This window comes from Streptomyces sp. NPDC006384 (genome assembly GCF_042870695.1).
In the GTDB taxonomy this organism is placed as follows: Bacteria; Actinomycetota; Actinomycetes; order Streptomycetales; family Streptomycetaceae; genus Streptomyces.
The window spans coordinates 79,885-103,692 of the sequence record NZ_JBIAHR010000013.1 but is presented as its reverse complement, the minus strand read 5'-3'; the positions used below and the strand labels follow the sequence as shown (position 1 = coordinate 103,692).

Below are 23,808 nucleotides of genomic sequence, written 5' to 3'. Positions count from 1 at the left end.
GCATGTGCAACAGCGTGAGCGCCTGCGCGACGAGAACAAGCGCATGCGCCAGCCCAGCTGCCGCATGAACGACGACGAGTACCAACTCCTAGCTCGTGCAGCCGCCGTGTGCCACATGAGCGTCGCCAGTTTCCTCGCCCACGCCGCTCTCAAAGCCGCCCACGATCTCGACCGTACGGCGGCGGAAATCGCCGCCCAACGAGAAGTCCACAACGAGCTCTTCGCTGTGCGCCGGCACCTCGGCCACATCGGCAACAACGTCAACCAGGTAGCTAAGGCCGCCAACTCCGGTGCCGACGTCCCCTACGCCGAAGCCGTACTCGGCGCCGTCCAGCGCGCCACCCAGCGCGTGGACGCCTTCATCCAGCACTACCTCGACACCGAAAGGCGAACCGGTTGATCCCTCGCGTCCACAAGCGTGGCTCGAACACGTTTGGCCTGCTCATCTACCTCTACGGCAAAGGGACTCATGAGGAGCACGTCGATCCGCATCTCGTGGCGGCATGGGACAGCTTCGCTCCCGACCCCGGTCGCGATCCTCAAGCTACGAAGAGACAGTTGCAGCAGCTCCTGGACCAGCCCGTCCAGACGCTCGCGGAGTCGCGCCGCCCGGCCAAGCACGTCTGGCACCTATCCGTCCGGGCCGCACCCGACGACCCGGTTCTCTCCGACGAGCAATGGGGGGAGATCGCCCGACGCATGGTCGCCGCGACCGGCATCGCTCCGGCCGCCGACGAGGCGGGATGCCGCTGGGCAGCCGTGCGCCACGCCGACGACCACATCCACATCATCGCCACGCTCGTCCGCGAAGACGGCCGGCGCCCCCGACTCAACAACGACGCCAAGCGATCCCAGGCCGAAGCCCGCCTGATCGAAACCGAGTACGGGCTCAAGCAGCTCAGCACCGGGGACGGGACCGCAGCGCAACGACCGACCAGCGCCGAGCGCCACAAGGCCCAGCGCCAGGGCCGCGAGCGCACCGCCCGCGAGGAACTGCGGGAATCCGTGCGGCGTGCGGTGGCCGGCGCGAGAAGCGACGAGGAGTTCTTCGACCGCCTCGCCGCCGCCGGCCTGCTGATCCGCAAGCGCGCCGCGCCCTCCGGTGACCTGCTCGGATACAAGGTCGCCCTGCCCGACGACCTGAACAAGGACGGCGAACCGGTGTTCTACCCCGGCGCGCGCCTCGCTCCCGACCTGTCCTTGCCTCGCATCCGCGAGCGGTGGTCCGGTGATGCGCAGGATGTCCCTGCGGCCCGGCGGGACGAAGCGATTCGTACGGGGCCGGGCAGTCCGGCCTCCGCGCGCCGCGGCACGGCATCGGCCGTGTGGCAGGCCGTGCTCGTCGGCGACCACGGCGAGGACGGGGTCGCCGCCGCCCACATCGCCGCGGTCGGCGAGGTCCTGGACGCCCTCGCGAAGACGTCCGCCGCTCACACCCGCCGCGAACTGCACGACGCCGCAACGGCCTTCGAACGGGCCTCGCGCTCTCACGTCCGCGCCGTACGCGGGCACGATCGAGCCCTGCGACAGGCCGCCCGCGACCTCGTCCAGGGCGGCCCGGCCCTCGGCCGCGGTGAGGACGGAGCCACCACGGCGATGGCGATCGACATGCTGTTCTTCCTGATCACCGCCACCGCGCACTGGCACGCCCGGAAGGGCCACGCCCAGCAGGCCGAGGCCGCCACCCGAGCCGCCGAACACCTGCGCACCGCTTACCAGGCCGCCTCGGCCCAGCCGCTCGGTGTGCTATACCAGCGCGGCCGACGTCTGAGCCGGCCGATGCTCCAGCGGCAGACCGCGCTGCTGCGCGAGGCGCTCCCGGAACTGGCCGAGCAGATCCTCGCCGAACCCGGCTGGTACGCCCTGGCCGCGACCATCACGGAAGCCGAAGCCGCCGGCCACAACCCGGCCGCCCTCCTGCCCGACGTTGCCGCTCGGCGCGAACTGGGCACCGCGGACTCCATCAGCGACGTGCTCGTATGGCGGATGCGACGGACAGCCGACCTGCCCGCCGATGCCTCCCAGCTTCCCGAGACCAGCACCGCAGCGAACCGGTCCGCGACGCGCAGGGCGACGACCAGGCCCTCCACGCCCGGCAGGCGGCGCAGCGGAGAGGAGTCACCGCGTCAGGCCCGATAAGTACACCAGACGGCACGCAGGCTCCCCGGATCGCCGCTGTGCCGTACCGAGACATGCGTCGTGGCCTCCTCGTCACCCGGGCAGCCGAGAGGCCACACCCGTGCTGACCTGGCCGAAGGGACTGTGGACGTTGTGAATTGAAACCGCCGACGGCGTGGGGCACGATCATGAAGACGCGCAGGACGAGGTGCCGAGGTAGAGGAGGACGCCAGGGTGTTTCACCGAATACGCCGCAGGGCCAAGGGGCCGAGCGAAGCTCAGAAACGGTTCGCCGAGCTGCACGCGCAGATGCAGGGACAGGTCCCGCCCGGCATCGGAGTGCCGGCGCCCGAGCCGCAGCCCGCCGAGCCGACCGCCATCGTGGACGACTTCCTCCCGCCGGAGCTGCGGGTGCCGAGCCACGACCAGGTCGAGGGCAAGATGATGCCGTGGAAGCAGCCCCTGGTCCTCGACGGCGAGATGGCCACCTGCGCCGAGTGCGGCGCGTACCGGGACTGGCTCATCCTCTCCACCCGCGGTGAGATCTGGCTGCGCTGCCGGGCCGGACACCAGCAGCTGGAGACGCGCATCGACACCGCCTGGTACAACCGGCACTCCGGGCCGGCGGACTCGACGCACGCCACGTTCGAGGACTGCCTGCGCCACCTCGGGCACTGACCACCACTCCTACGACCCCACCGGGCCCGCGGGCCCGCACTGACCACCCGTCGCCTAGCACCAAGGGGTCAGTTCCGTCATGCGCGTTCGCGTCGCCACCACCGCACTCGACATCACCGCCGCCCTCCTCGCCGTGCCCGCCTGCTCCACCGACACCCCCGGGTCCAAGCACCGGACCGCCTCCTCCCGTACGGGAAAGCCGACCGAGGTCGCCCAGGAGCCGGCCGCGCTCTCCTCGGCCGCGCTCGAGTCCCGCCTGCTCGACCCGCGCGACCTCGGCAGCGGCTACCTTCCCCAGCCGGAGCGTCCGGCCCAGCACGATGACGTCACCGTCCTCGGCTGCCCGGCCCTGAGCGAGCTGGGCGGTGACGCGGCGACTGGCGGCACACTCGCCTTCCCGCACAAGGCGAAGGCGGACTTCACCTACGGCTACAGCTCCTCGGAGATCTCCGAGGAGCTGTACAGCGACAGCGTGAAGAAGCTCTCCGACGGCACCGGCCGGATCTTCGATGCCATGACAGGCTGCCCGGCCTATCAGGTCGTCGCCGGTGGCACCCAGGTCGACGTGACCTCGCAGAAGCTGCCCGCGCCCAGCGTCGGCGGTGATGAGCAGTGGAGCCTGCTTCTGACGTACATCGCCGGGGGCCGGAGCACCGTGGTCAAGCAGACCGCGATCCGCGACGGCAACCTGCTGCTGGTCCTCTCCGGCTCCCCGGCCCTCGTCGACCGCCACCTCGACAAGGCCCTCGCCAAGGCCACGGCAACGAGCTGACCTGCGTGCACGTCACGCTGCTGCCTCCGACCGTCGCGGTCGGGGGCAGCAGTGCGTTATGGGCTAAGCACTAACGACCCGACCGGCCACTTCGCCCGTGAAACAAGAAAGTCCGGCACCCCCAACTGGGAGGATGCCGGACTGCGATCGTCGAGAGGGGTGCGCGGGACGTTAAATGGCCGGCGCGCGCAGGAGGCGCTCCTGGGTGGCCTCGGGCAGGACCCGCCGCAGGACCGGTGCGGTCGAGCTGAGGGAGGCGGCGAAGGCGGCGACGAGATCGTGCGGGACACTGGCGGCGAACGAGGCCACCCACAGAAGCGGGGCGCCGAGTACGGGCTCGGCCCACGCCTGCCATCCGGCCGGCCTCGTCTCGTCGTCCCCGGCGGACAGGGCCCGTAGGTCGCCGTCCTGGATGAGGGGCGGCACCTCCCCCAGGCTGATGTGCGAGGTGAACGTCGGGTCCATCGCCGCCGCCTCGGGCTGGTCGATGTCGCGGAACCAGCCGTGGGCGGCGACAGCGTCAAGGACCAGCTCGGGTCCGGCGAGCGCCGAGGCAGGCTGGTTGCTTGCGTCGAGCGCGACGAGGAAGTCGACCACCGCCTCGCCGGGGACGTCACGGGTGAAGTAGGCCGACCACTGGGCGAGCGGGCTGCTCGCCTCGGCGCGAGCGGAGATCTGCCAGGCGACCGGCAGCCCGCCCAGGTGGAACGGCTCGTCCGCCAGCCCCCACTGGGCCCAACGCAAGGCGTCGGGGCTGATGTGCAGGACGGTGCTGCGCAGGACCTGGCGGTCCTCCGGTTCCTCGTCCGGCTCGTGCCGTCCGCGGACGATCGTCAGGCTCGTCCAGCCCAGGCCGGCGAGTGCGTCGGCGACGACGTCGTAGAGGCGTCCGTCGTCACCGGCTAGGTGCCGGGGGCCGACCCAGAACGCGGGCTGGCCGCCGCGCGGGGCGGACGGGTCGGGCGGAAGGTCGGGGTACAGGGGCGCCTCCAAGGGCTCGGTGCGTGTCTAGTTGCCGCCGGCACGGCGGCGAGGGCGGCGCGGGGGCGCCTGGACGGGGCCCTGCCACGTCAGGGCGATGGCGACCTCCGGCGGAAGGTGGCCGAGCTGTGCGTCCTCGTCCTGCCCTTCGGCGAGGTAGACGACGGTCTGGCCGGTCTCGTCGACCGACTGCAGGACCTGCGCCAAGCGGTGCGCCATCGGGAAGAACGGGTTCATGGCCTGGCGGACCGGAGCGCTCCGGTCGCAGCCGGACAACAGATCGATGAGATCGCCGACGGTCATCTCCGGGGACGTCACGGACAGCCTCCTGGGGTTCGAGGGAAACGGGGGCGGTGGAGCCGGGCCGGCCTACGGCACCGCCAGCGCTTATAGGACGGGCGCTATGTATCGGTGGCCGCGCTGTCAGAGGCGGCGTGAGGTCTGCAGCACCCTCGCCACGGTGGCGGCGACGATGTCGGCCGGCGTCTCGGTGTCGAACGACATGTGGTAGCCGCGGACTTGAGCGGTGCCGGTGACAGCGATCTTCCACCCCTCGCCGTCCGTGCCGGGTCGGCCGTGCGGAAACCAACCGAGGTAGAACCGGCCGTCCTTGGAGCTGACGTGCACGTCCGCGCGATCATCAACGATCAGGTGGAAGTCCTCGGCCGAGAACTGGTCCAGGACCAGAGTCGGCTGACCGGGGCCGAGCTGCCACTCCCGCAGTCGCAGGGCCTCGACAGTGGTGGAGAAACCGGGGCCCGCAGGGGCTACGGTCACGAGCAATCACCTCTCTGACCTGGGGTTTCTTGCAAGGTCGTCTACGTTGACATGCCCTCGCGCCCGTTGGCCAGTCTTTCCCAGAACATTCCTGTCTGCCCCCGGCGAACTGCCGTCCGTCGACAGTGTGGCATCTCAGATTCCGTGGCCGAATCTCACGACCAACGGTTAAATCAGCCACAACCACAGACTGGTTGGCTAGACAGGCTCGGCATGGATCAGACATCACCTTGGGAAAAGACAGTGACGGTGTCAGGGTCTGCTCCTATCTTCAGACCATGACCGTCACCGCACGGCGGGAGCTGGTGAGCCCGGCGACCCGCAACGCCTTCCGCTCTCTGGCCACGGACCTGACCGTCCGGATTGTCGCCGAACTGTGGGAGGACCACGGGTTCGCGCCCATCCCGCCAGATGAGCTGAAGTACCAGGATTCAGGCCAGCGGCGGACTGAATTCATGCTCTACGCGGAGGGTGTGGACTGGTCGGATCCGAACCAGGTTCGACGTGTACTCCTGGTCTTCGAGGACTTCATCCGCGCGTACCGGAACCCGGACGATCAGGGAACTCCTAAGTGGCTTGACGACATCAGGGTCCGCTTGGAGCGGGACGGCTTCACTCTCGATAAGGAGGGGAGGATCTCCTGGTCCAACCCGCCAGTGCTGGTCCGCGACCTCAGCACCCTGAGCGACGCCTCCGGCATCACGATCGAGTTGGAGCGCATTCGGAGGGACCTGACCACCGATCCCCATGGGGCCATCGGCGCGGCCAAGCAGCTCATCGAGGCAACGGCGAAGACCGCCCTTGGGGAGCTGAACATCGAGGTCGACCGGAACGCCGCGCTCCCGGCCCTGATCAGCACGGTCCAGAAGTCGCTGAAGCTCGACGCTGGCTCGGCTCCTGATGGGCCGGACGGCAGCAAGGCCGTGAAGAGAATCCTTTCGGGCTCGGTGAACATCGCAGTCGGCGTCGCCGAACTGCGCAACCAGGGCTTCGGCAGCGGTCACGGTCAGGCGAGCGCACCGTCTGGGCTTGGAGTGCGTCATGCCCGCCTGACGGTCAATGCTGCCGTGACCTGGTGCGAGCTGATCCTCGACACGCTCTCGGACCCCGCCGCGCCGTGGCGCAAGACAATGGTCTGATTACTTCGCGAAGAGGGCCAGGTTTCCGGGTGGAGCAGATCGCGCCACCCCGCGGGCGTGAACTCAGCTCGCCGACTTGGCCCTCCCGCCACCGGTCCCGGCGGGCCTACGAGTGGGTCCAGGCGCACCGATAGAGCCAGATTAGATCCTCACGTGGGTGAGGAAGGTGGTGCGGCTGGGGCATGTGGTGTGCGGGAGGTAGAGCGCGTGGAGTGGCGCGTGGATGGGGGGTTCGAGGGTGAGGACGTGCGCTTTGCCGCCCGCTGCGGGGCCCGGTGGTGTGGTGACGAAGGCGATGTTGCGGGTGCCGATGACTGCTGTGATGGGGGGTGTGCCTTGGCGGGCGGTGCGTTCGCTGTTCGGTTCGAAGCCGGCGTTGCGGCAGTGGTCGATGAGGAGGTCGGTGTAGCCGGAGCGGCCGGGGGTGCCCCAGACCAGGAAGGTCTCATGGGCGAGTTCGGGCAGGGTCACGGATGTGCGGGCGGCCAGGGGGTGGTCGCAGGCGACGGCGATGTGCAGGCGATGGTGGCCGAGGGTGGTGCGGGTCAGACCGTGCGTGGGCGTCATTGCGCGGCACAGTCCGATGTCGAGGTCGCCGGCGAGGAGGGCGGCGGTCAGCTCGGAGGGGTAGCGCTGGTGGATCTCGGGGGTGATGTCGGGGTGGGCTTCGGTCACCGGTGCGAGCAGGGTGACGAGTTCGTCGCCGGTGACGGCGGGGGTGTAGCCGATACGCAGGGCCTGGGTCTCGCCGCGTCCGATGTGCCGGGCGCGGCGCAGGGCTGCGCGGGCCATGCCGTTGAGGACACGGGCGTCCTCGATCAGGGCCGCTCCGGCGGGCAGCGTGGTGACGCCCGCGCTGCTGCGCTCCAGCAGCGGGACTCCGACTTCGCGTTCGAGGGCCCGGATGGAGGTGGACAGGGCCTGCTGGGACAGGTGGAGCCGGGCGGCTGCGCGGGTGAGGCTGCCTTCCTCGGCGACGGCGATCAGGTGGTCGAGTTTGTTCAGGTCCAGGCGCACCTCAACGCCTCTCGGATCGATGGCGGACAGTGAAGAGGTTGGCTGTCAGCGTGGCGGCCACCGCCAGGCCCATGCCCAGGATGGCGCCGCCGATTCCCAGGGCGGGTGCGCTGAAGCCCAGAGCCAGGACCACGAGTGCACCGGCGAGGACCAGCAGGGCGTGTCCCACCGCTCCGGTACGGGTGGCCCGGTGCAGTGCCCCCAGCATCAGGAGCGCAATCGCCACGGGGACGGCGACCGACAGTCCGGCACCCCGGGTGGAGAGGTGTCCGTGGTGTTCGGCGGCGTCCAGCGCCGCTTCCAGGCCCGCGCCGATCGCAGCCAGCGCGGCGAAGACCACGTAGTGGCCGTACCCCCAGACCAAGGCGGTGCGCAGCGTGGTCAGTCGCGCTTCGTTTCCGGTGAAGTAGATCCACCACAGGGCGAAGACGAGCAGCAGGCCGCCGATCGCGATCAGGAGAACGGGGGTGGACAGGCCGTGGTCGGCCACGGCGGAGCGGACGGCGGCGAGTGAGCCGAGGATCACCTCGCCCAGGACGATGATGGTGAAGAGGCTGTAGCGCTCGGCGATGTGACCGGGGTGCCAGCTGGTGGGGTGGCCCCGGTATTCGGCCCATGCCGGTACGGCCAGCTCGGCTGCGACCAGGATTAGGAAGGTGGTCCAGGCCCAGGCGTCGGGTGTCCACAGGCGGGCGATCCAGCAGATCTGCACCGCGGTGATACCGGCGGCGTAGTGCAGTGCGCCGCTGCGGCCCTCGGGGTGCTCGATGGCGGCGCGCAGCCACTGAGTGACCATCGCGAGCCGCATCACCACGTAGCCGATCACGACGAGTGTGAAGTCACCGTCCTCGAACACGGCGGGCACACCTGATGCCAGTACGAGCACGCCGGCCATCTGCAGGAGCGTCAGCAGCCGGTAGGGCACATCGTCGGTGTCGTAGGCGGAGGCGAACCAGGTGAAGTTCATCCACGCCCACCAGATCGCGAAGAACACTGCCGCATAGGCGGCCAGCCCGGAGCCGACATGGTCTTCGGCGAGGGCGTGATGAAGCTGGGCCGCTGCCTGGGAGACGGCGACCACGAAGGTCAGGTCGAACAACAGCTCCAGCGGCGTAGCCGCGCGGTGCTCCTCCCTAGGATCCCGCCCGCGCATCACCCGCCGCAGCAGTCCCGTCGGGGCGACGTCAGCCTGGCCGCTCATCACGTCTTCCTTCCGCATTCGGCCGTCGTCATTGACCGGTTTCTGTCGCGCGCGAATCGGCGGCGTGGGTGGCATAGACGACGTACTGCACGCATCCCCCGGTACCGCCTGATAGCCCGCCCGCCGGCCGCGAGCTGGGCCGGCATGGCACGCCCCCCTGGCCACGAGCTGGGCCGCTGAGCAATCCGTGCTCCCGGGCGGGTGTTCCCGTGGGAGCCCCGTACCCCCCAATGGCAGAGGAAGACCGCGTCAGCCTTGGCCGGTCTCGAAGCGGCTGATGCGGCCGTTGGTGACGGTGAAGGCCCACCGCGTGCGCATACTGCCCCAGGTGGCGTTGGTATACGTGGCTGTCAGGGTCCGGCCGTCGGCGGAGACGTCCTCGACGTCCATGCGGCCGTTCGAGGAGAAGATCTCACGCTCCGCCCACGCGACGAGGTCACGGTCGGTGCCGTCGTCGGACATGGTGGCGTCGTCGGTCAGCGCGGCGAAGAAGGCGTCCTTGTCGCCGGCGTTGACGGCTGCGACGAAGGCGGCCACCGCGGGGTCACTCGGATGTGCGGTCATCACGACCTCCTGGTGTTTCGCGCGAGGCGCCGACGCGGGTGTCCCGGCCGTGCCCGGGGCCGGACGGGTCGCCCGCGTCGGGAGGGGTACGAGGTCAGCGGGTGGTGTAGCCGCCGTTGGGGAACATCGTCTGACCGGTGAACCACCAGCCTTCGGTGGCCAGGAACCTGATGATCGGGACGATGTCCTCGATCTGGGTGAGCTGGTTGCCCATCGCCTGCGACTTGTGGAACTCCACCCGCTCCGGAGTTTCCTGACCGTAGAAGAACGGTGTGTCCATCGGTCCCGGGGCCACCATGTTCACGGAGATCCCGCGGTCCGCGAACTCCTTGGCCGCCGCCCGGGTGAAGTGCTCCAGCGGCGCCTTGCCGCCGGCGTAGGTGGAGTAGCCGTCGGTGAAGGCGGCCAGCAGCGACGTGCCGATACTGATGATCTTGCCGTGGCCGTTCAGTCGGCGACCGGCTTCCTGGATGAAGAAGTACGCCGCCTTGGCGTTGATGCCGAACATGCGGTCGTACTCTTCCTCGGTGGTCTCCAGGATCGGCTTGCGCAGCACCATCCCGGTGGTGTTGACCGCGATGTCGGCGCCGCCGTAGGTGTCCACGGCCGTGTCGAAGAGCCGCCGCACGTCGGCGACCTTCGTCAGGTCGCCCTGGACGGCGACGGCCTGCCCTCCGGCCTCCTGGATCGCCTTGACCGTCTGCTCGGCGTCGCTCTCAGAGCTGTGGTAGTGCACGACCACCTTCGCCCCGGCCTCCGCGAACGTCCTGCTGAGCAGCCCGCCCAGGTTCTTCTCGCCACCGCCGACGACGGCGACCTTGTCCCGCAGCGTGTTCTCAGTCATGCTCCGCACTCCCTCACGTCCTTGTCGGCGATCGTCTTGATCACGTTCCACAGACGAGCCTAGGCGGACATTCCGGGCATCGGGTAACAGAAGTTCTGGGTCGCTCCACAAGCATCATCGGTACCCCCAGTCAGCGGATCGGAGCGCCGGAGAGCGGCTGGCTTCCTCCTTTCTCTCGACGTCGCCCCGACGCCGTCAAAGGTCCATATCCGCAGCTGGCTGTAGACGCCCCCGCCAGTTGCCGCATTTCTGCGGCAGGCGAATCCACTACTGCCTGCGGACCGAGAAGGGCGCCGGGTTAGCAGGCAGCTCGCCTCACGCGCTGGCGGGCTGGTCATGAAGCGCTAGCCCGCCAGGAGCCACGGAGCTCGGCAAGACGCCTGCGCATTGCACCGCGCTGCTCCTCAAGATCCTGCGAGGCGGGAGACAGAAGATAGACATTGTCCCGGTAGGGACGGAAACCCAGGCTCTCCCACCCCTGGGCGATTTTGGCGTTCACGCGGTCCCACTCGGCTCTGGCCGTCAGCCGATGGCTGCTGAGATCGGTGATGCCGGGCGAACAGGCTACGGCCCGGCAGCCGGCCATGAGCCGGGTGATCACCTCGCAGGCAAGCACGGCCGCCAGGCCGTGCCCGCGCCATGGCGGATCCAGCGTCACGCGATTCATGACGAGCAGCGCTGAGCCGACGTACTCCAACTGTTCGCTGACTTCGTCGGTGAAAGAACCCGTCTCGGGATCAAGGAGGACCTGCGCGGTCTCGTACAGTTCCTCCGACTCCTCCTCCATGGCCCAGTAGGCGTTGCGGCCCCGGTCGAGGTGCACCCGGTAGAACGTCATGGAGCCGACGACTACGTCCTCGACTGTGCACGAGGAGCAATCAGCAGTCGTACACCCGCTGGAGCTGACCGGCTCGTGATGTTCACCATGAGCGCGTCGGCGGTGCAGGACGGCCACGTTCCAGCACTCCAGCGTGTCCGCCTGGGGAGTGTCCCAGAGTCCGTCGTCGTAGGAGATGCGCAGGTGTAGCTCGGAGGGGTCGCCTGGCAGCGGGGAGGGCTCGGTCACGGCCGCAGCGTAACGAGGTGTCCGCGCGTTCGTGGATAACGGAGGCCCAGCTCAGAGGTGGCGTGCCCACACCCACGCCGAAGCGAGGAGTTCGTGCGCTGGGACCCGCGGTCCTTCGCCGAGCTGAAGGCCAGCTATTCCTCCCGATTGGTTCGCGGCAGCTCACCGCACGCGCGTCACGGTGACCACGGCATGCCTCGTCGTCCCCGCCAGCACCTCGACGAGTAGTCCGGGCTCCGCCGCCGTGAACGACTCGCCTCCGGCCGCCCGACCTCGCGCGGCCGGGGCAACATCGACCAGCGCCGCCGCGACCTGCGCGGCCAGCTGCGCCCCGAGCCGCTGAGACAATGCAACACGGCCGTCAGGCAACCGCACTGCCAGCGCCCGCGGCCGACCCGCCGCCCCCGTGAACCCCACCACCTCCGCGTCGATCGTCTCCGCGTGTCTGACCTTCTTCCACGACGACGACCGACCCGCCCGGTACGGCGACCGCCCCGACTTCGCCACCACCCCCTCCACACCGGAGCCGGTCAGCGTCTCGTACCAGACCCGGGCGACCTCCACGTCTTCCGTCGCCGACACTGCCTGGATTGGCGACCCCTCCGGCAGCCCGGCCACCATGTCCAGCATCAAGGCGCGCCGCTCCTCATACGGACGCCCCCTCACGTCCCCGGTGGGCAACGACAAAACGTCCCACACGATGAGCAGCGCAGGGTGCCGCGCCGCCAGCTCCCGCGACCGTGCAGGCGAGGAAGCCGCCCGAGCCTGAGCGGCCTCGAACGACACCTGCCCGTCAACCACGACGACTGCCTCGCCGTCCAGGACGACACCAGGCGGCAGGGCCATCCCCGCCACGGCAAGATCCATCCAGGGCGTCGTCACGTCCCGACCCGACCGCGCTTGAAGTCGAACCGTCTCAGCCAGCCGCCACAAAACTGTCCGGTGACCGTCGAGCTTCACTTCATACCACCAGCGCGGCCCGGTCGGCAGTTGCGGCACCAGCTCGGCCAGGGCGACGTCGACAGGGAACTCCACCCCGCCACCCTCAAACGCCGCCCGGACCGCCCGCGCGCCGGACTACTCCAGCAGGCCCAGCCGCGTGTCCGGCCGACACTTCGAGCACGCCGGAACCTGCTGACGTATCGCGTCGCGTGCCTGCTCCCGCGTCGCCGGCATCTGGCGCTTACCCGGGTCCCAGCAGTCCCCCGTGTGCACCGCCACCAGGCTGCTCCGGTCAAGGCCCCGCTCGATCAGCCACTCCGGGGGCGGCAGTCGCCGCTCCTCGGCCTGCCGTCGCTCGGCCTCGCGACGCTCCTCGTCCGCGTTCTCTGGGGGTTCGGGAACCGTGGTGTGACGTCGTGGTCAGCCCCCTCGTTGGGCCTGCTACGACGGTTCTCGGGGGGTGTGGCTCTGCGGCGGATCGTTGCGATTGGCTCGTGGAGAAGAGGTACGGATGCGTGCTTTCCCTGTGCGGATGCCTTCAGGCACCCGGTACTGGACTGTGGTGGACGACGACCTGGTGTCGGTCGACGAGGCGGATCGGTTCCTGCGGGAACTTCGGCTGGGCCGCGGTCGCGCGGAGACAACGACGAAGGCGTACGCGGAGAGCATCTGCCTGTTTTTGACCTGGTGCTTGCTCACCAAGCGTGACTGGGGGACTGCGGCCCAGGATATGGGACTGTTCATGCTCTGGCTGCGGTGGACGCCCGGGAACGGCGGCGAGCGCCGCGTCGTCGTGCCGGGCCCCGGCTCGAAGCCGGTCCGCACCGATGGACGCATCAACAAGGTACTCACTGCGGTCCGCGGATTCCTCGCCCACGGGGTGGTGAACAAGAGCGTCCCGGGTTGGATCCTTGAACAGATCTACGAGCTCGGCGACACGAACGACCTGCCGTCCGAGGCCCGTGGTGAGGACAGCAGTCTGCGCTACCGGCTGCGGGCCCGCCATCGGCTCCAGGAGCCGGAGACCGATGTCGACCGGGCCAGCGACGAGGAGATCGTGGCCATGTTTCTGGCCTGCCGATCAGCCCGGGACCGCCTGATTGTCCTGCTACTGGCCCGAGTGGGCCTCCGTCGAGGCCAGGCAGCGGGCCTGCGGCGGACGGATGCCCACCTGCTGATGGACTCCCGGTCGCTGGGCTGCGACATTGAGGGCGCCCACCTTCATGTCGTCCGGCGCCAGAACGTCAACAATGCATGGTCGAAATCCCGGAAGTCGCACGCCCTGCCCGTGGACTTCCTGGTGGTGCAGGCATTCGACCAATACATGCTTGAACGGCACGGGCTGCTCGGCGCCGGCGGCAGCGACTTCATCCTGGTCAATCTCTTCCGCCCGCCCTATGGCTCGCCCGTCACCCCAGACGCGATCGGCGAGCTCGTCGAGTCGCTGGCGAAGAGGGCTGGACTCGGGCGGAATATCGCTCCGCACATGTGTCGACATGCCATGGCCAGCAACGTCAGTGACGCTGGTGGCACTCTCGATGAGGTACAGGCTCTCTTGGGACAGAAGCACCCGAATTCAGCCCGGCCCTACCTGCACCCCAAACCGTCCCGCTTGCGTGCAGCCGTTGAGCGGGTTCCTTCTTCACGGACTGTGATCGACGGGGTGAGGAAGTGAAGGCTTTCAGTGCTTCCCACTCTCCGGTGGACCGTGGGCAATCCGCCCGGGATCTGATGGAGAAAGTGACCCCGGAATTCCTGACCATGGTGGGCTGGGATCCCGCAGTCAGGATTGTCGTCTTCCCCATTGACCACCCGCTTGTCGGTGCCACGACCTGTCTACTATCCGACTGCAAGCAGCGACTGCAACACGCCAAGTATCACGGGCTGTGCGGTGGGTGTGGGAGGAGGTGGGAAAAAAGCGGGCTGACGTTCGAGGTGTTCGTGGCTACAGTCGGACGGCGATGGCGAGGAATCGGGGTCTCCAACTGCCATGTCCCCAAGTGCGCTCGACCTTGGGAGACGGCCCCCGGGCGCTTGTGCTATGTGCATCGTCTTCAGTGCAATCGCTCTCGTCTGTCACTGGAAGAGTTCATCCGAAGCCCGCAGGCTCAGCCTCTGCGGGCGTTTGGCCCTTGCCTGGTCGAGGCATGCCTTCGTGACCGGGCCCGAGAGGCTCCCCCTTACTGCCGCGCGCACGAGCATCGATGGCGCAAACGGCGCCCCGTGGACGAAGATGCCTGGCGGCGGACCGAACCAGCCGTCCCCGAACAGGGCGTCATCAACCTGCGCGGCCTGTCCGACCATGTCGTTTCCGAGTTCCTCTATGCGATGCAGGAATGCCTGGCTGCGGGGGTGAAACTGCATGACTATCAGCTGCGGCCACTCTGCGACGCGGTTCGTCGACAGCAACTTGACTCGCTCGGCCAGTTGGATAGCGGCGATCTCTCGGGCAGCTCAAGAAGGTGGGCCACGACCTTCCTCAAACACGTCACGCATGCCTGGCTATCGGCAGAAACGGAACGGAAAAAGGACACTTGGATCGGGTCGGTCTTTGGCCTGAAGGGCCGCTTGCACTTCGAGGCGATCACCCAACCGTGGTTGCGCGAGGCAACGAAGGCATGGGCTCTGGATGACGTTCCACGTCGTCGGGGCCCGACCGCCACAGGAACGGTCCAGCGACAGATCAATGCTGTGGCCCGTCTCTCCGAGAGTTTGCGGCTCAACCGGTCTGACAGCGGTGCGGATCTGCGTCTTCTCACCAGGGAGGACATCACTCTCTTCCTCAATCGACTGCGGTACCTCCGGGAGAGGGGGGAGATCGCAGCGTCCCGCCACTGCGAAGATGCCCGTGCCTGCCGTCGATTGCTTAGCCGTATGCGGACCCTGGGTCTCACGCAGCGGGGCCAGATCCTCCACGGGCTGGCGGACGACTTCTGTCTTCGCGAAGGAGATATTCCGGATGACCCAGAGGACACTGAGGCTGGCCGGGATCTTCCGCTTGAGGTGATGCGTCAAATCTGCGCCCACCTAGACATGATTGCAGACACGCAGAACCGCACAGCGATTGAGCTGCTGATCGATACCGGTCGGCGCCCGGGCGAGATCGCCAAGCTACCTTGGGACTGCCTTGACAAAGATGGCGATGGACAGCCTGTTCTGATCTATGACAATCACAAGGCACTCAGAAACGGGCGGCGCCTTCCCATCTCCGAAAACACAGCCGCCCTCATCGTGACGCAGCAGCAGCGAACCAGGGCTCGATTCCCTCATACTCCCAGCAAAGACCTCCGGCTGCTGCCTTCCGTGGTGACCAATCCGCATGGCACCAAACCGATGGCGCACAACACGATCGGGGACCAGCACCGAGCCTGGGTGACTTCCCTTCCCGAGATCCTCGTCCCCACCATGGTCGAGATCCACGGCGAGCGGGTGACGAAGATGCTGCCTTTCGACAAGTCGAAAGTTGTTCTCTACGCCTACCGGCACACCTATGCCCAGCGGCATGCCGATGCCGGAACCCCGGTCGATGTCCTCAAGGTCCTGATGGACCATCGCCGAGCTCGGCACTACGCAGCGTTACTACCGGATCGGTCAGGAGCGACGGCGCGAAGCCGTCGACCGCGTCACGACGATGCAATTCGACCGGCACGGCAAACGCGTCTGGCGCACAGCCAAGGCCCTGCTCGACTCCGAGCACGCGCGTCGGGCCATCGGCGAGGTCGCCGTCCCCTACGGCGTCTGCACCGAACCGTCGAACGTCGCAGCCGGCGGCCATGACTGCCCAGTCCGTTTCCGCTGCGTCGGCTGCGGCCACTTCCGCACGGACATCTCCTACCTGCCCGACCTGGAGGCATACCTCGCCGACCTGCTGCGGAACCGCGAACGCCTGGCCGCCTTCGCCCACGCCGACGGTTGGGCGAGGGATGAGGCGATGCCCTCCGACGAGGAGATCACCCGAGTCCGCCGCCTGGTCCGCCGTCTCAAGGAAGACCTCGATGACCTCACCGACGACGACCGCCTGAAGATCCAGGAGGCCGTCACCCTCGTCCGCCGCAGCCGCCAAGTCGTCTCACTCGGAATGCCCCGCATCCGCCAGCCCCTGCCCGACATCCGCCCGGAGCGAACCGTATGACCAGCATGATCGAGGGGCGCCGAGCCGACTCGGCCCGGCGCCGCGAACGCGTCCTCAAGGCCCTCGACGCCGCCCTGCGGGCCGACGAGGCAATCACCGTCGCTTCGCTCGCCCGCACGGCGCGAGTGGACCGCACGTTCCTCTATCGCCACCGAGACCTGCTCGAACGCGTCCATGCCGCCGCTGCGGCCCCGCCGTCGGAAGGCCGCCAAGCCGCCGTGAGCAGGGCCTCGCTCCAAGCGGACCTGGCCAATGCTCTTGAGCGGAACACCCGCCTGCAGACACGGGTCCGACAGTTGGAGAAACGGCTCTCCGAGTCAATGGGGCAATCAGCCTGGGCTGACTCCGGACTCGGCGCCCCCGTTGACGTCGATCAACTGCAACGACAGATCACGAGACTGGAACAACAACTCGCCGATGTGCAGGGCGAGTTGGGTGAGCGAACCGATGAGCTCGACGCGTCACGAGCCGCGAACCGAGAACTGACCCGAGCACTCAACCACGGCCCTCGGGAGACTCGCTGAACTCACCCGATCCGGCGATAGCACCACACCTGTTGCGCTGGATAGAGTCACAGACACTGGCGCTGAGCTGCATCAACGTGAGATCTCTGCCGCGGCAACAGCTCGAAGCCCCAGAGAATCGGCGATCCACCGGTCTAGCTGCCGAAGGCTCGCCCGCGCCTGCTGCTCGACCACGCGGCGCGTGAACTGCAGCAGTTCCAGACGGGACGGAGTATCGCTCACACGTTCGATTATAGAGGGGCGGTTCACAAACACCGAGGCCCCCACATCCAGGAGGACGCTGTTGGCGGTCGCGAACAGCGTGTCCAGCTGGGGCTGCGGGGGCTCCGTGTAGTGAAGAAGGGTGGGTGCGGTCAGCTCCCGGTGTTGTCTTCTGTGTGGCTGTCGGTGCGACTGCGGCGTGCCACGGTGAGGGCGCCTCCACCGGCCGCGATCAGAACGGCCGCGCCGCCGATCAGCCACGGCGTGGCGTCAGCACCGGTGTGGGCGAGGGAGCCCGTCGGCGTCTTCGGTGTGGAGTCGCCGACCGGGGTGGCTGCGATGGCGGAAGTGTCGGTTTCCGGTGTGTCGCTATCCGTTACGGACGGCGTGGCCCTGTCCGTACCGCTGTTCGGCTTGCCTGGGCTGGAGGAGGGTGTGTCGGTGGGCGTGTGCGTGGGCTTACCCGAGGGTTCAGGCTTCGGGGTCGTGGTGGTCTTGGCGTTGGTGACGGTCACGGTCACCGGGTCGCCGGGAGCAGCGGTGAACGTCTTGGTGGGCTTGTACAGGTCGTAGCCGGCAGGGGCTTTGATCTCTTTGACCCAGAACTGGGCCTTCCGGCTCGACATGGGCAGCTCTCCGGAGGCTGTGCCCTTAGCTCCCGTGGTCAGGGTGAGCAGCGTCGAGGTGCCGGTGCCGATGTTCACGGTCGCGCCGGACAGGAGCTTGCCGGTCTTGTCGTCCTTGGCCTGCAGGAGGACCTTGGCGGCCTTGAAGGGATCGGTGATCGTCAGCCGGGTGGTCGCGCCGGGGGTGACGATGACGTCCTGGTCGGCGACGACCTCGTGGAGCGGGCTGCCGGAGGCCGTCTCCTTGAGCCGGTAGACGCCGGGCGCGAGGTCGGAGAAGGTCAGCTTTCCCTGTGCGTCGGTCTTCCCGTGTCCGGCTTCCTGGCCGGCGGAGTCGAGCAGCAGGAACACGGCGCCGGGGGCGCCGGGCAGGGCGTCTCCGGCTGTGTCCCTGGTGGTGATCTCGACGCTGCCCGCGTCCGCAGCCGGAGTCTCGGCAGCGGCGGAGGCTGAGGGGGTCGGTTCGGTGGGCTCGGCACTCGCGGCCGGTGCCCAGGTGAGGGTGCCGGCCGCGGCGACGGCGATGGCGGCGGCGGATCGGACGAGATGTGCGTGCACGAGGAAGGGGACTCCTTGATCGGTCGGGGGAGGTCAGCGGGCGCGGCCGGCGGGGTGGGGTGCGGACGGCAGAGCGGGCGGCAGATGGCTGGGCGGCTGCGGGGTTGCAGCCGGTGCGACGTAGAGGTGACGACGGGTGTGGAAGGGGATCTGCTTCACGGCCCGGTGCAGCGGTTCGGTGGAGATCAGCGAGGCGGTGAAAGCCGCGGCGAGGGTGGTGGGCGCGCCGGCAGAGAACTGGGCCTGCCAGTGCGGCTCGCTCGGGTATCCGCCCCACGCCCGCCAGGCCGGACCGTCGGACCCAGTGGTGGCGTACCGGTGACGCACACCGCCAAGGCCCTCTGGTGGCAGAAAGGTCTGCGTACCGTCCGTTTTGACGCTGTGGCTCCAGCCGTGGGTGAGGAGCGGCGTGTACACCTCGTGCGGGGCCGTCGGATCCTCGACCAGGTGGTTCTTGTCGCTGTGGCGGTCTTCGAGGTACAGGTCGAGCAGTTCGGTGTGGACGTCGCGCAGGAGTTCGGCGGGGGTGGTGGCGTCGAAGGTGATCTCCCAGGCCCGCGGGCCGAAGGGGGCACGGTCCATGCCGATGGTCCACGTGTCTGCGCCTCGCTCCTCGGGCTTGGGAGCGAAGCGGGTCCACAGCCGGGCGCAGGGGCTGATGGCGAACACCATCCCTTCGAGTCCCTGGTGAAGGTGCCATCCGTCGTCGAAGGGGAAGGCCCAGATCGTCTCCAGGTCTGCCTGGCCGGGACCGGCGAGGTGACGCGGGAGAACTCTCACGGTCTGGGCAGGGTCGAGATTGTTGAAGGGGTCGCGTGGTGGGTCGGGCAACACGAGGAGATGCTCCTGCTGAGTAGGTGGCGCGGGGATCGGGACGAGGCTCAGCGGGTGCGGGCCCCGGCGGGGACGGTCGGCGGAGCTGGAGTGCTGCGCGGCGTGGGGCCGGCCGCACGCTTGGGCGCGGAGGCAGCCCAGGCGCCGGGGAACCAGACGGCCGTGTACTGCTCGATGGCGTCGCGCAGCCCGGTGGTGACGGCTCCGTCCCACGGGGGGCGGCCGGGGCGGTGGTAGGTGCCGAAGGTGCCGTACTGCTTGGTGTTCGGAGGGGTGTTGGTGGCTTCGTCGCGGCGGTGGAAGGTTCCGTGGTCCACGAAGCTGAGTGCCACCGCGTCGATCTCCCCGCGTTCCGGTTGGACGACTGCGACACGCAGCCCGCCGTAGGTGTCCGCGTGGATGGTGCGGGTGAAGTCAATCCGCAAACGCAGCGGCGTGCCCGGCACGGGGGCGGCGTAGTAGGTGTTGCCCACGACGGCGTGCTCGTGGAAAGGAAGGCACAGCTCGGTGAAGAACTCGGGAGCCTGCAGGAACACGAGCGTCTCCGGTCGGAGTTGAGTGGAGTCAGCGGCGTTGGCCGGGCAGGGCATGTCGGCTGGTGGTGCTCCAGCGCGGAACGCTGGCCGCGGGAAGCGCGGCCGGGCGGCGGGACGCTGCGGCCCGCCGGACGTCGAGCGGGGTGGGCGTCGGCGGAGAGGGCGGGTGGATCGGGGAAGTCTGGGCGTGGTCCTTGACGTAGCTGGAAGTGTCGTCCCGCCATCGAGGCAGGGGTGCGGGGTCGGCCACGGCCTCGGTCACAGCTCGCAGAAGGGCTGCGGGGGTGTCGGTGCTGGCCGTGGCGTACCAGTAGGGCCGAGCTGAGGAGGTGCCGGCCCACAGGTGCCAGCGCGCGTCGCGGGTTTCCAGCTCGATCGCCGGGTCGAGGTCGCCGGTGGTGTATTCCAGCGTGGCGAGCCCGTCGGGTGCGGTGATGGCGAAGGTCCTTAGATCCGGGCGGTCGAAGCACCAGCCTCGATTGATGAGCGGGTCAACGGCCTGGAACGGGTCACGGTCGGTGCTTCCGGCAAGCGGGCGGGCAAGGTAGCGGTCTGGGCCCTGCCGGTACGCCTCGGCGAGGGCGGTGGTGAAGGCAGTGACGAACTCCGTGGGCGCGCTGTCGTTGAAGCAGACGCCCCAGGCCGGTGGGCCGAAGGCGTCCTTGTAGGCGTTGATGCGCCACAGGCCGTCGTCGTCGCCTTCGGGGAGGTAGCCGAGGCGGACCTTGCCGTCGAGGGCCGTGAGGTAGGCGTTGCCGAGGTGGTCGTGGTGCAGATCCCAGCCGAGGTCGCGCAGCGGGTCGAGGCCGGGGTCGCTGACCGCGGTGGAGCGGGCCAGGTGGCGTGGGGAGACGTAGACGTCGCCGTCGATGGTGTCGTGGTCGTCGTGGGGCACTGAATCCTGGGGGGGGAGGAGGAAGCGGGTCAGTTCGGGGGCTGCAGGGCGGCTGCGAGGTCGGTGGGGTGGCCGGTGTAGTGCAGGGTGCGCAGGCCCAGGTGGCGGGCTGCATGGCAGTTGTCGTCTCGGTCGTCCACGAAGAGGACGCGGTCGGGGTCTGCGGCGCCGGTGGCGTTCATCGCGTGCTGGTAGGCGGCCGGGTCGGGTTTGCAGACCTGGAGCCGGGCCGAGTAGAAGGCGTGGCTCATCAGGCGGCGCCACGGGCGGCGGTCGAGGACATCGCTGAGGTGGCGGGGTGCGTTCGACAGCAAGACCAGCGGCAGCCCGGACTCGTGGGCCTGGTGGAGAACATCGATGACGTGATCGTCGATGGACGTCCACATGTCGGTATCGGCGTCGCGGAGTCCACGCAGCCTGCGGGCACCGGGGTGGTGGCCGAGGACCGTGGCCCAGTACGCGAGGTCGCTGAGGTGGCCTGCGTCGTAGGCGGTGCGGGCGTTCCAGAAGGCGTTCTGGAAGGCGGGGAGGCCGTCCTCGGGCCACAGGGCGGTGCGGGCCAGGCGGAGCCACTGGTCGGTGGTGGGTTGCAGGCCGATGACGCCGTTGTAGTCGAGAATGACGGCGTCCAGGCCCGCGTGGGCAGTGGTGGGCGTCAAGGGGTGGTGTTCTCCAGGGCGCGGTGGGCGAGGACGGCGACGGCGGCTGCGAGGAGGGCGGGCAGCAGCAGGGCCGTGGGCAGGGTGGTGGCGCTGGCCAGGGCTCCGATGAGGGCCGGGCCGGCGAGGAGGCCGAGATAGCCGGTGGCGGTGACCGTGGCCACGGCCTTGGCGCCTCCGGCGCCGGCCGCGGTGATGAGCGAGGGGACGGTGGTGGACAGGCCGAGTCCGAAGACCGCCCAGCCCGTCAGCGCCAGTGGGGTGCTGTTCCCGATGACGCCGATGGTGAGTCCGGCCGTGGCGAGAAGGGCTCCGGCCCGTACGACTGTCGGGGCGCCGAAGGCAGCGGTGAGCCGGTCACCGGTCAGCCGTCCGGCCGCCATGGCCGCGCTGTACAGCGCGAACGCGGTGGCGCTCGCGGCCGTCGGGGCGCCCAGGGTGTGCAGGTGCACGGCGGCCCAGTCAGCGGCGGCTCCCTCGCCCAGCAGGCTCGCAGCGGCCAGGGCGGCCAGAAGCCAGAGCTTCCCCGGCGACGAAAGCAGGGGCAGCTTCCCGGCGCCAGCGCGCATTGCGGGTCGCTCTGCGCCGCTCAGGCTTCGGGTGACCGGCACCGCTGCGACAGCGGCCCCGGCCAGGAGGGCGCCTGTTGCGGTGAAGAGTGTGCTGTGCGGGGCCTGGGCGGTGAGGGCGGCCAGGGCGGCGCCGGCGAGGGCGCCGAGGGAGTAGGCGGCGTGAAGACCAGACATGATGGGCCGGCCGAAGGCGTTCTGGCAGCGGACGGCCGCAGTGTTGGCGGCCACATCGAGGACGCCGTGCGCGAGACCGAACGCGAGAGCCGCCAGCAGCAACGCGGACAGACTCTCGCCTTGTCCCACGAGGACGAGGCACCCGGCCAGGGCGATGGACCCACTGGTGAGCTGGGCTGGTAGCCGCGCCGGGCGGGCGTAGCGGCCTCCGAGCTGCAGTCCAGCGACCATGCCGACGGCGGCGGCCAGCAGGACCAGGGCCAGCCCTGCGGTGCCGAGGTGGGCAGCCTGCTGCACGGCGGGCATCCGGGCGCCCCACACCGCCATGATGGCCCCCAGGCCGAGGAAATAGCCGGTCAGCAATGCCCGGCTATGCCGGTCAGCCGCAGACACCGCGCTCACGCCGCAGCGCTACGGGGGCCGGAGGTCCGGTCGAGGACCGCGGTGACGGCACGAGCAGCCTGGTCGGCGCGTGCACGCGCCTGCTGGCCGGTGGTGGCAGTGGTGATGAGGTAGCCGATCCGGCCGGTGTACAGGTTTCCTCCGTCGGCGGGGAGGAGGAGCTGGTCACCGGGGCGGCACTGGTAGTGCACCCGGTCCAGCCACGTCGGGCGGGGCCCGTCGTAGGTGAGGTGGGTGAGGGTGCCGGAGGTGTCCGGATAGAGGAGCCGGATGGCGGCGGCCGAGGACCTGGTGGGCGTGAGGTCGGGGGTGCGGTCGCAGGCGATGTCGGCGGCGGCACGGACCAGGTCGATGCCGGTGGCGAGACGCACGAGGTGGCCGATCATGTCTCCGGCCAGGCGAGCGTTGACCTCGATGAGGCGGGGCCTGCCGTCGACGAGGCGCATCTCTATGTGGCTGACGCCGTCGGTGATGCCGAGGGCGTTGATCGCCGCCCGGGCGGCCGGCGCGACGGTCTCCCGGAGCGGGTCGTCGGCGTCCACACTGTGGGCCAGCTGCTCGAAGTGCGGCGGAGGGCTGATGGTCTTGCGGTTGACCGCCACCACCGTGGTGGCGCCGCGGTAGGTGACACACTCCACGGAGATCTCCGGCCCGTCGAGGAACTCCTCGACGAGGACGCTGGTGCTCTCGGTGCCCTGACCGGCCGTCCGTTCGGCCGCCCGGTAGGCGGCCGTGAGCTGGTCGCGGTCATCGACGCGGAGCACGCCGATGGCACCCGCGTGTGAGGCAGGCTTCAGCACTACGGGATAGCCGATCCGGTCGGCGGCGGCTTCGGCCTCCTGCCGGGTACGCACGCTCACCGAAGCGGCCGAGGGCACGCCGTGGCGGGCGAACAGCGACCGAGCGGTGGCCTTGTTGCGGCACCCCTGCATCACTTCGGGCGAGGTGGTGGACAAGCCGAGCTGGCGGGCGAGTCGGGCGGTCGGGACCACACTCCACTCGTCCCAGGTCATGACACCGGCGAGGTCGTGGCGTGCGGCCAGGGCCCGGCCCCCCGCCAACAGCGCGGCAGGATCGCTGAGGTCCACGACGGCGTGATCGGTGATGTGTGGCTTCTCCCACGAGGGTTCGGTGCCGGTGAGCAGCACGACTCTGTAGGCGTCGGCGACCTGCTCAAGGCAGTAGCCGCGGTAGTTCTCATCTCCGGGAGCGACGACAAGTACAACAGGGCGAGCGGGCAAGAGGGAATTCTCCGTATCAAGGGACGGCAGGGCAGGGAAAAGGGGGTGTCTCAGGCGGCGCGGCGCCGGCGCAGCTCGAACGCGTGGGACCAGTGGGGGTGGTCGTCGATGAGGCGACGGGCGTAGAGAGCGGTGAAGTTGTTGTTCAGCCCGGCGACGCCGTACGGGAGTTGACGTCGCAGGTCTTCGAAGAGGTCCTTGAGGCTGATCCGGGTGGCGCCGGCGGCCAGGCGGCGGGCGGCCATGCGTTCGAGGGATCGGTACACGTGCGGGTTGCGGGCGTCGAAGGCGTGGAACTGCTCGGTGATGGTGCGGCCGGTCGCTCGGTGCGACCCGAGGGCGGCGATGGTCATAG

The 23,808-nt window shown here is 69.1% G+C and carries 28 protein-coding genes; 9 read left to right on the top strand and 19 right to left on the bottom strand.

The features are described from left to right. Positions 1-4 precede the first annotated feature (4 nt). The 4 genes from ACFYOJ_RS19560 to ACFYOJ_RS19545 all read left to right on the top strand — a co-directional run bounded on the left by ACFYOJ_RS19560 (position 5) and on the right by ACFYOJ_RS19545 (position 3,568). Positions 5-400 carry a plasmid mobilization protein gene (locus ACFYOJ_RS19560; protein WP_061446781.1) on the top strand — a complete coding sequence of 132 codons (396 nt, stop codon included), beginning with the start codon at positions 5-7 and terminating at the stop codon, positions 398-400. Beyond that, positions 397-2,139: a relaxase/mobilization nuclease domain-containing protein gene (locus tag ACFYOJ_RS19555; protein ID WP_107071641.1), complete on the top strand. Its 1,743-nt coding sequence runs from the start codon at positions 397-399 to the stop codon at positions 2,137-2,139. Before ACFYOJ_RS19560 ends, ACFYOJ_RS19555 begins: the two co-directional genes overlap by 4 nt. A gap of 213 nt (positions 2,140-2,352) precedes the next feature. Continuing rightward, positions 2,353-2,796 carry a hypothetical protein gene (locus ACFYOJ_RS19550; protein ID WP_054100437.1) on the top strand — a complete coding sequence of 148 codons (444 nt, stop codon included), beginning with the start codon at positions 2,353-2,355 and terminating at the stop codon, positions 2,794-2,796. A 79-nt stretch (positions 2,797-2,875) separates the two neighbouring features. After that, on the top strand, positions 2,876-3,568 hold the full coding sequence (locus ACFYOJ_RS19545; protein WP_356552987.1) for a hypothetical protein: 693 nt from the start codon (positions 2,876-2,878) through the stop codon (positions 3,566-3,568). 171 nt (positions 3,569-3,739) lie between these two features. Here ACFYOJ_RS19545 and ACFYOJ_RS19540 read toward each other — a convergent pair whose 3' ends face one another. From ACFYOJ_RS19540 to ACFYOJ_RS19530, 3 genes are all read right to left on the bottom strand, one after another. Then, complete coding sequence (locus tag ACFYOJ_RS19540; protein ID WP_061441544.1) at positions 3,740-4,561, bottom strand: DUF317 domain-containing protein; 822 nt, start codon at positions 4,559-4,561, stop codon at positions 3,740-3,742. Between the two features lie 15 nt (positions 4,562-4,576). Continuing rightward, positions 4,577-4,867, bottom strand: a complete 291-nt coding sequence (locus ACFYOJ_RS19535; protein ID WP_061441545.1) for a hypothetical protein — start codon at positions 4,865-4,867, stop codon at positions 4,577-4,579. A gap of 105 nt (positions 4,868-4,972) precedes the next feature. Continuing rightward, a complete protein-coding gene (locus tag ACFYOJ_RS19530) occupies positions 4,973-5,326 on the bottom strand; it encodes a DUF317 domain-containing protein (RefSeq protein WP_061441546.1) in 354 nt (117 codons plus the stop codon). 278 nt (positions 5,327-5,604) lie between these two features. Between ACFYOJ_RS19530 and ACFYOJ_RS19525 the strand changes: the two genes are divergently transcribed. Further along, positions 5,605-6,465, top strand: a complete 861-nt coding sequence (locus ACFYOJ_RS19525; RefSeq protein ID WP_061441547.1) for an abortive infection family protein — start codon at positions 5,605-5,607, stop codon at positions 6,463-6,465. 141 nt (positions 6,466-6,606) lie between these two features. On the opposite strand, the gene ACFYOJ_RS19520 is transcribed toward ACFYOJ_RS19525, so the two are convergent. The 7 genes from ACFYOJ_RS19520 to ACFYOJ_RS19490 form a co-directional block, all read right to left on the bottom strand. Further along, positions 6,607-7,482 (bottom strand): LysR substrate-binding domain-containing protein, encoded by an 876-nt coding sequence (locus tag ACFYOJ_RS19520; protein ID WP_061441548.1) that lies wholly within the window; start codon positions 7,480-7,482, stop codon positions 6,607-6,609. A 1-nt stretch (position 7,483) separates the two neighbouring features. Continuing rightward, complete coding sequence (locus ACFYOJ_RS19515) at positions 7,484-8,683, bottom strand: low temperature requirement protein A (protein ID WP_061446782.1); 1,200 nt, start codon at positions 8,681-8,683, stop codon at positions 7,484-7,486. 249 nt (positions 8,684-8,932) lie between these two features. Beyond that, positions 8,933-9,247 (bottom strand): nuclear transport factor 2 family protein, encoded by a 315-nt coding sequence (locus ACFYOJ_RS19510; protein ID WP_061441549.1) that lies wholly within the window; start codon positions 9,245-9,247, stop codon positions 8,933-8,935. 94 nt (positions 9,248-9,341) lie between these two features. Continuing rightward, positions 9,342-10,091, bottom strand: a complete 750-nt coding sequence (locus ACFYOJ_RS19505) for an SDR family oxidoreductase (RefSeq protein ID WP_061441550.1) — start codon at positions 10,089-10,091, stop codon at positions 9,342-9,344. Between the two features lie 334 nt (positions 10,092-10,425). Next, positions 10,426-11,157 carry a hypothetical protein gene (locus tag ACFYOJ_RS19500; RefSeq protein ID WP_114533908.1) on the bottom strand — a complete coding sequence of 244 codons (732 nt, stop codon included), beginning with the start codon at positions 11,155-11,157 and terminating at the stop codon, positions 10,426-10,428. A gap of 162 nt (positions 11,158-11,319) precedes the next feature. Next, the gene (locus ACFYOJ_RS19495; protein WP_061441552.1) at positions 11,320-12,192 is read right to left on the bottom strand and encodes a DNA ligase; all 873 of its coding nucleotides are present in this window, start codon (positions 12,190-12,192) and stop codon (positions 11,320-11,322) included. Between the two features lie 42 nt (positions 12,193-12,234). Continuing rightward, the gene (locus tag ACFYOJ_RS19490) at positions 12,235-12,408 is read right to left on the bottom strand and encodes a DUF6233 domain-containing protein (protein ID WP_258566236.1); all 174 of its coding nucleotides are present in this window, start codon (positions 12,406-12,408) and stop codon (positions 12,235-12,237) included. A 253-nt stretch (positions 12,409-12,661) separates the two neighbouring features. Between ACFYOJ_RS19490 and ACFYOJ_RS19485 the strand changes: the two genes are divergently transcribed. The 4 genes from ACFYOJ_RS19485 (at position 12,662) to ACFYOJ_RS19470 (ending at position 16,755) form a co-directional block, all read left to right on the top strand. Continuing rightward, on the top strand, positions 12,662-13,774 hold the full coding sequence (locus ACFYOJ_RS19485; RefSeq protein ID WP_233520686.1) for a tyrosine-type recombinase/integrase: 1,113 nt from the start codon (positions 12,662-12,664) through the stop codon (positions 13,772-13,774). Positions 13,775-14,322: 548 nt separating this feature from the next. Beyond that, the gene (locus ACFYOJ_RS19480; RefSeq protein ID WP_199560838.1) at positions 14,323-15,876 is read left to right on the top strand and encodes a tyrosine-type recombinase/integrase; all 1,554 of its coding nucleotides are present in this window, start codon (positions 14,323-14,325) and stop codon (positions 15,874-15,876) included. Further along, a complete protein-coding gene (locus ACFYOJ_RS19475) occupies positions 15,779-16,231 on the top strand; it encodes a transposase (RefSeq protein WP_260824414.1) in 453 nt (150 codons plus the stop codon). The genes ACFYOJ_RS19480 and ACFYOJ_RS19475 overlap by 98 nt, the downstream gene beginning before the upstream one ends. After that, entirely contained in the window at positions 16,228-16,755 is a 528-nt protein-coding gene (locus tag ACFYOJ_RS19470) for a DUF6262 family protein (protein ID WP_078884524.1), read from the top strand. The genes ACFYOJ_RS19475 and ACFYOJ_RS19470 overlap by 4 nt, the downstream gene beginning before the upstream one ends. Before the next feature lie 72 nt (positions 16,756-16,827). Here the strand turns inward: ACFYOJ_RS19470 and ACFYOJ_RS19465 are convergent, their stop codons facing one another. From ACFYOJ_RS19465 to ACFYOJ_RS19425, 9 genes are all read right to left on the bottom strand, one after another. Further along, the gene (locus tag ACFYOJ_RS19465) at positions 16,828-16,977 is read right to left on the bottom strand and encodes a hypothetical protein (RefSeq protein ID WP_181849710.1); all 150 of its coding nucleotides are present in this window, start codon (positions 16,975-16,977) and stop codon (positions 16,828-16,830) included. Positions 16,978-17,108: 131 nt separating this feature from the next. Then, positions 17,109-18,140, bottom strand: coding sequence for a SpaA isopeptide-forming pilin-related protein (locus ACFYOJ_RS19460; protein WP_061441556.1), 1,032 nt, complete (start codon positions 18,138-18,140; stop codon positions 17,109-17,111). A 33-nt stretch (positions 18,141-18,173) separates the two neighbouring features. Further along, complete coding sequence (locus ACFYOJ_RS19455; RefSeq protein WP_061441557.1) at positions 18,174-18,974, bottom strand: DUF317 domain-containing protein; 801 nt, start codon at positions 18,972-18,974, stop codon at positions 18,174-18,176. Positions 18,975-19,021: 47 nt separating this feature from the next. Next, positions 19,022-19,510, bottom strand: a complete 489-nt coding sequence (locus ACFYOJ_RS19450) for a hypothetical protein (protein WP_114533910.1) — start codon at positions 19,508-19,510, stop codon at positions 19,022-19,024. 28 nt (positions 19,511-19,538) lie between these two features. Beyond that, positions 19,539-20,405, bottom strand: coding sequence for a DUF317 domain-containing protein (locus ACFYOJ_RS19445; protein WP_061441559.1), 867 nt, complete (start codon positions 20,403-20,405; stop codon positions 19,539-19,541). 29 nt (positions 20,406-20,434) lie between these two features. Beyond that, complete coding sequence (locus ACFYOJ_RS19440; RefSeq protein ID WP_061441560.1) at positions 20,435-21,064, bottom strand: HAD family phosphatase; 630 nt, start codon at positions 21,062-21,064, stop codon at positions 20,435-20,437. Next, positions 21,061-22,212, bottom strand: coding sequence for a hypothetical protein (locus ACFYOJ_RS19435; RefSeq protein WP_061441561.1), 1,152 nt, complete (start codon positions 22,210-22,212; stop codon positions 21,061-21,063). The genes ACFYOJ_RS19440 and ACFYOJ_RS19435 overlap by 4 nt, the downstream gene beginning before the upstream one ends. Then, positions 22,209-23,453: an acetyl-CoA carboxylase biotin carboxylase subunit family protein gene (locus ACFYOJ_RS19430; protein ID WP_061441562.1), complete on the bottom strand. Its 1,245-nt coding sequence runs from the start codon at positions 23,451-23,453 to the stop codon at positions 22,209-22,211. The genes ACFYOJ_RS19435 and ACFYOJ_RS19430 overlap by 4 nt, the downstream gene beginning before the upstream one ends. 50 nt (positions 23,454-23,503) lie before the next feature. After that, the gene (locus ACFYOJ_RS19425) at positions 23,504-23,806 is read right to left on the bottom strand and encodes a hypothetical protein (protein WP_054100383.1); all 303 of its coding nucleotides are present in this window, start codon (positions 23,804-23,806) and stop codon (positions 23,504-23,506) included. Positions 23,807-23,808: the final 2 nt, after the last annotated feature.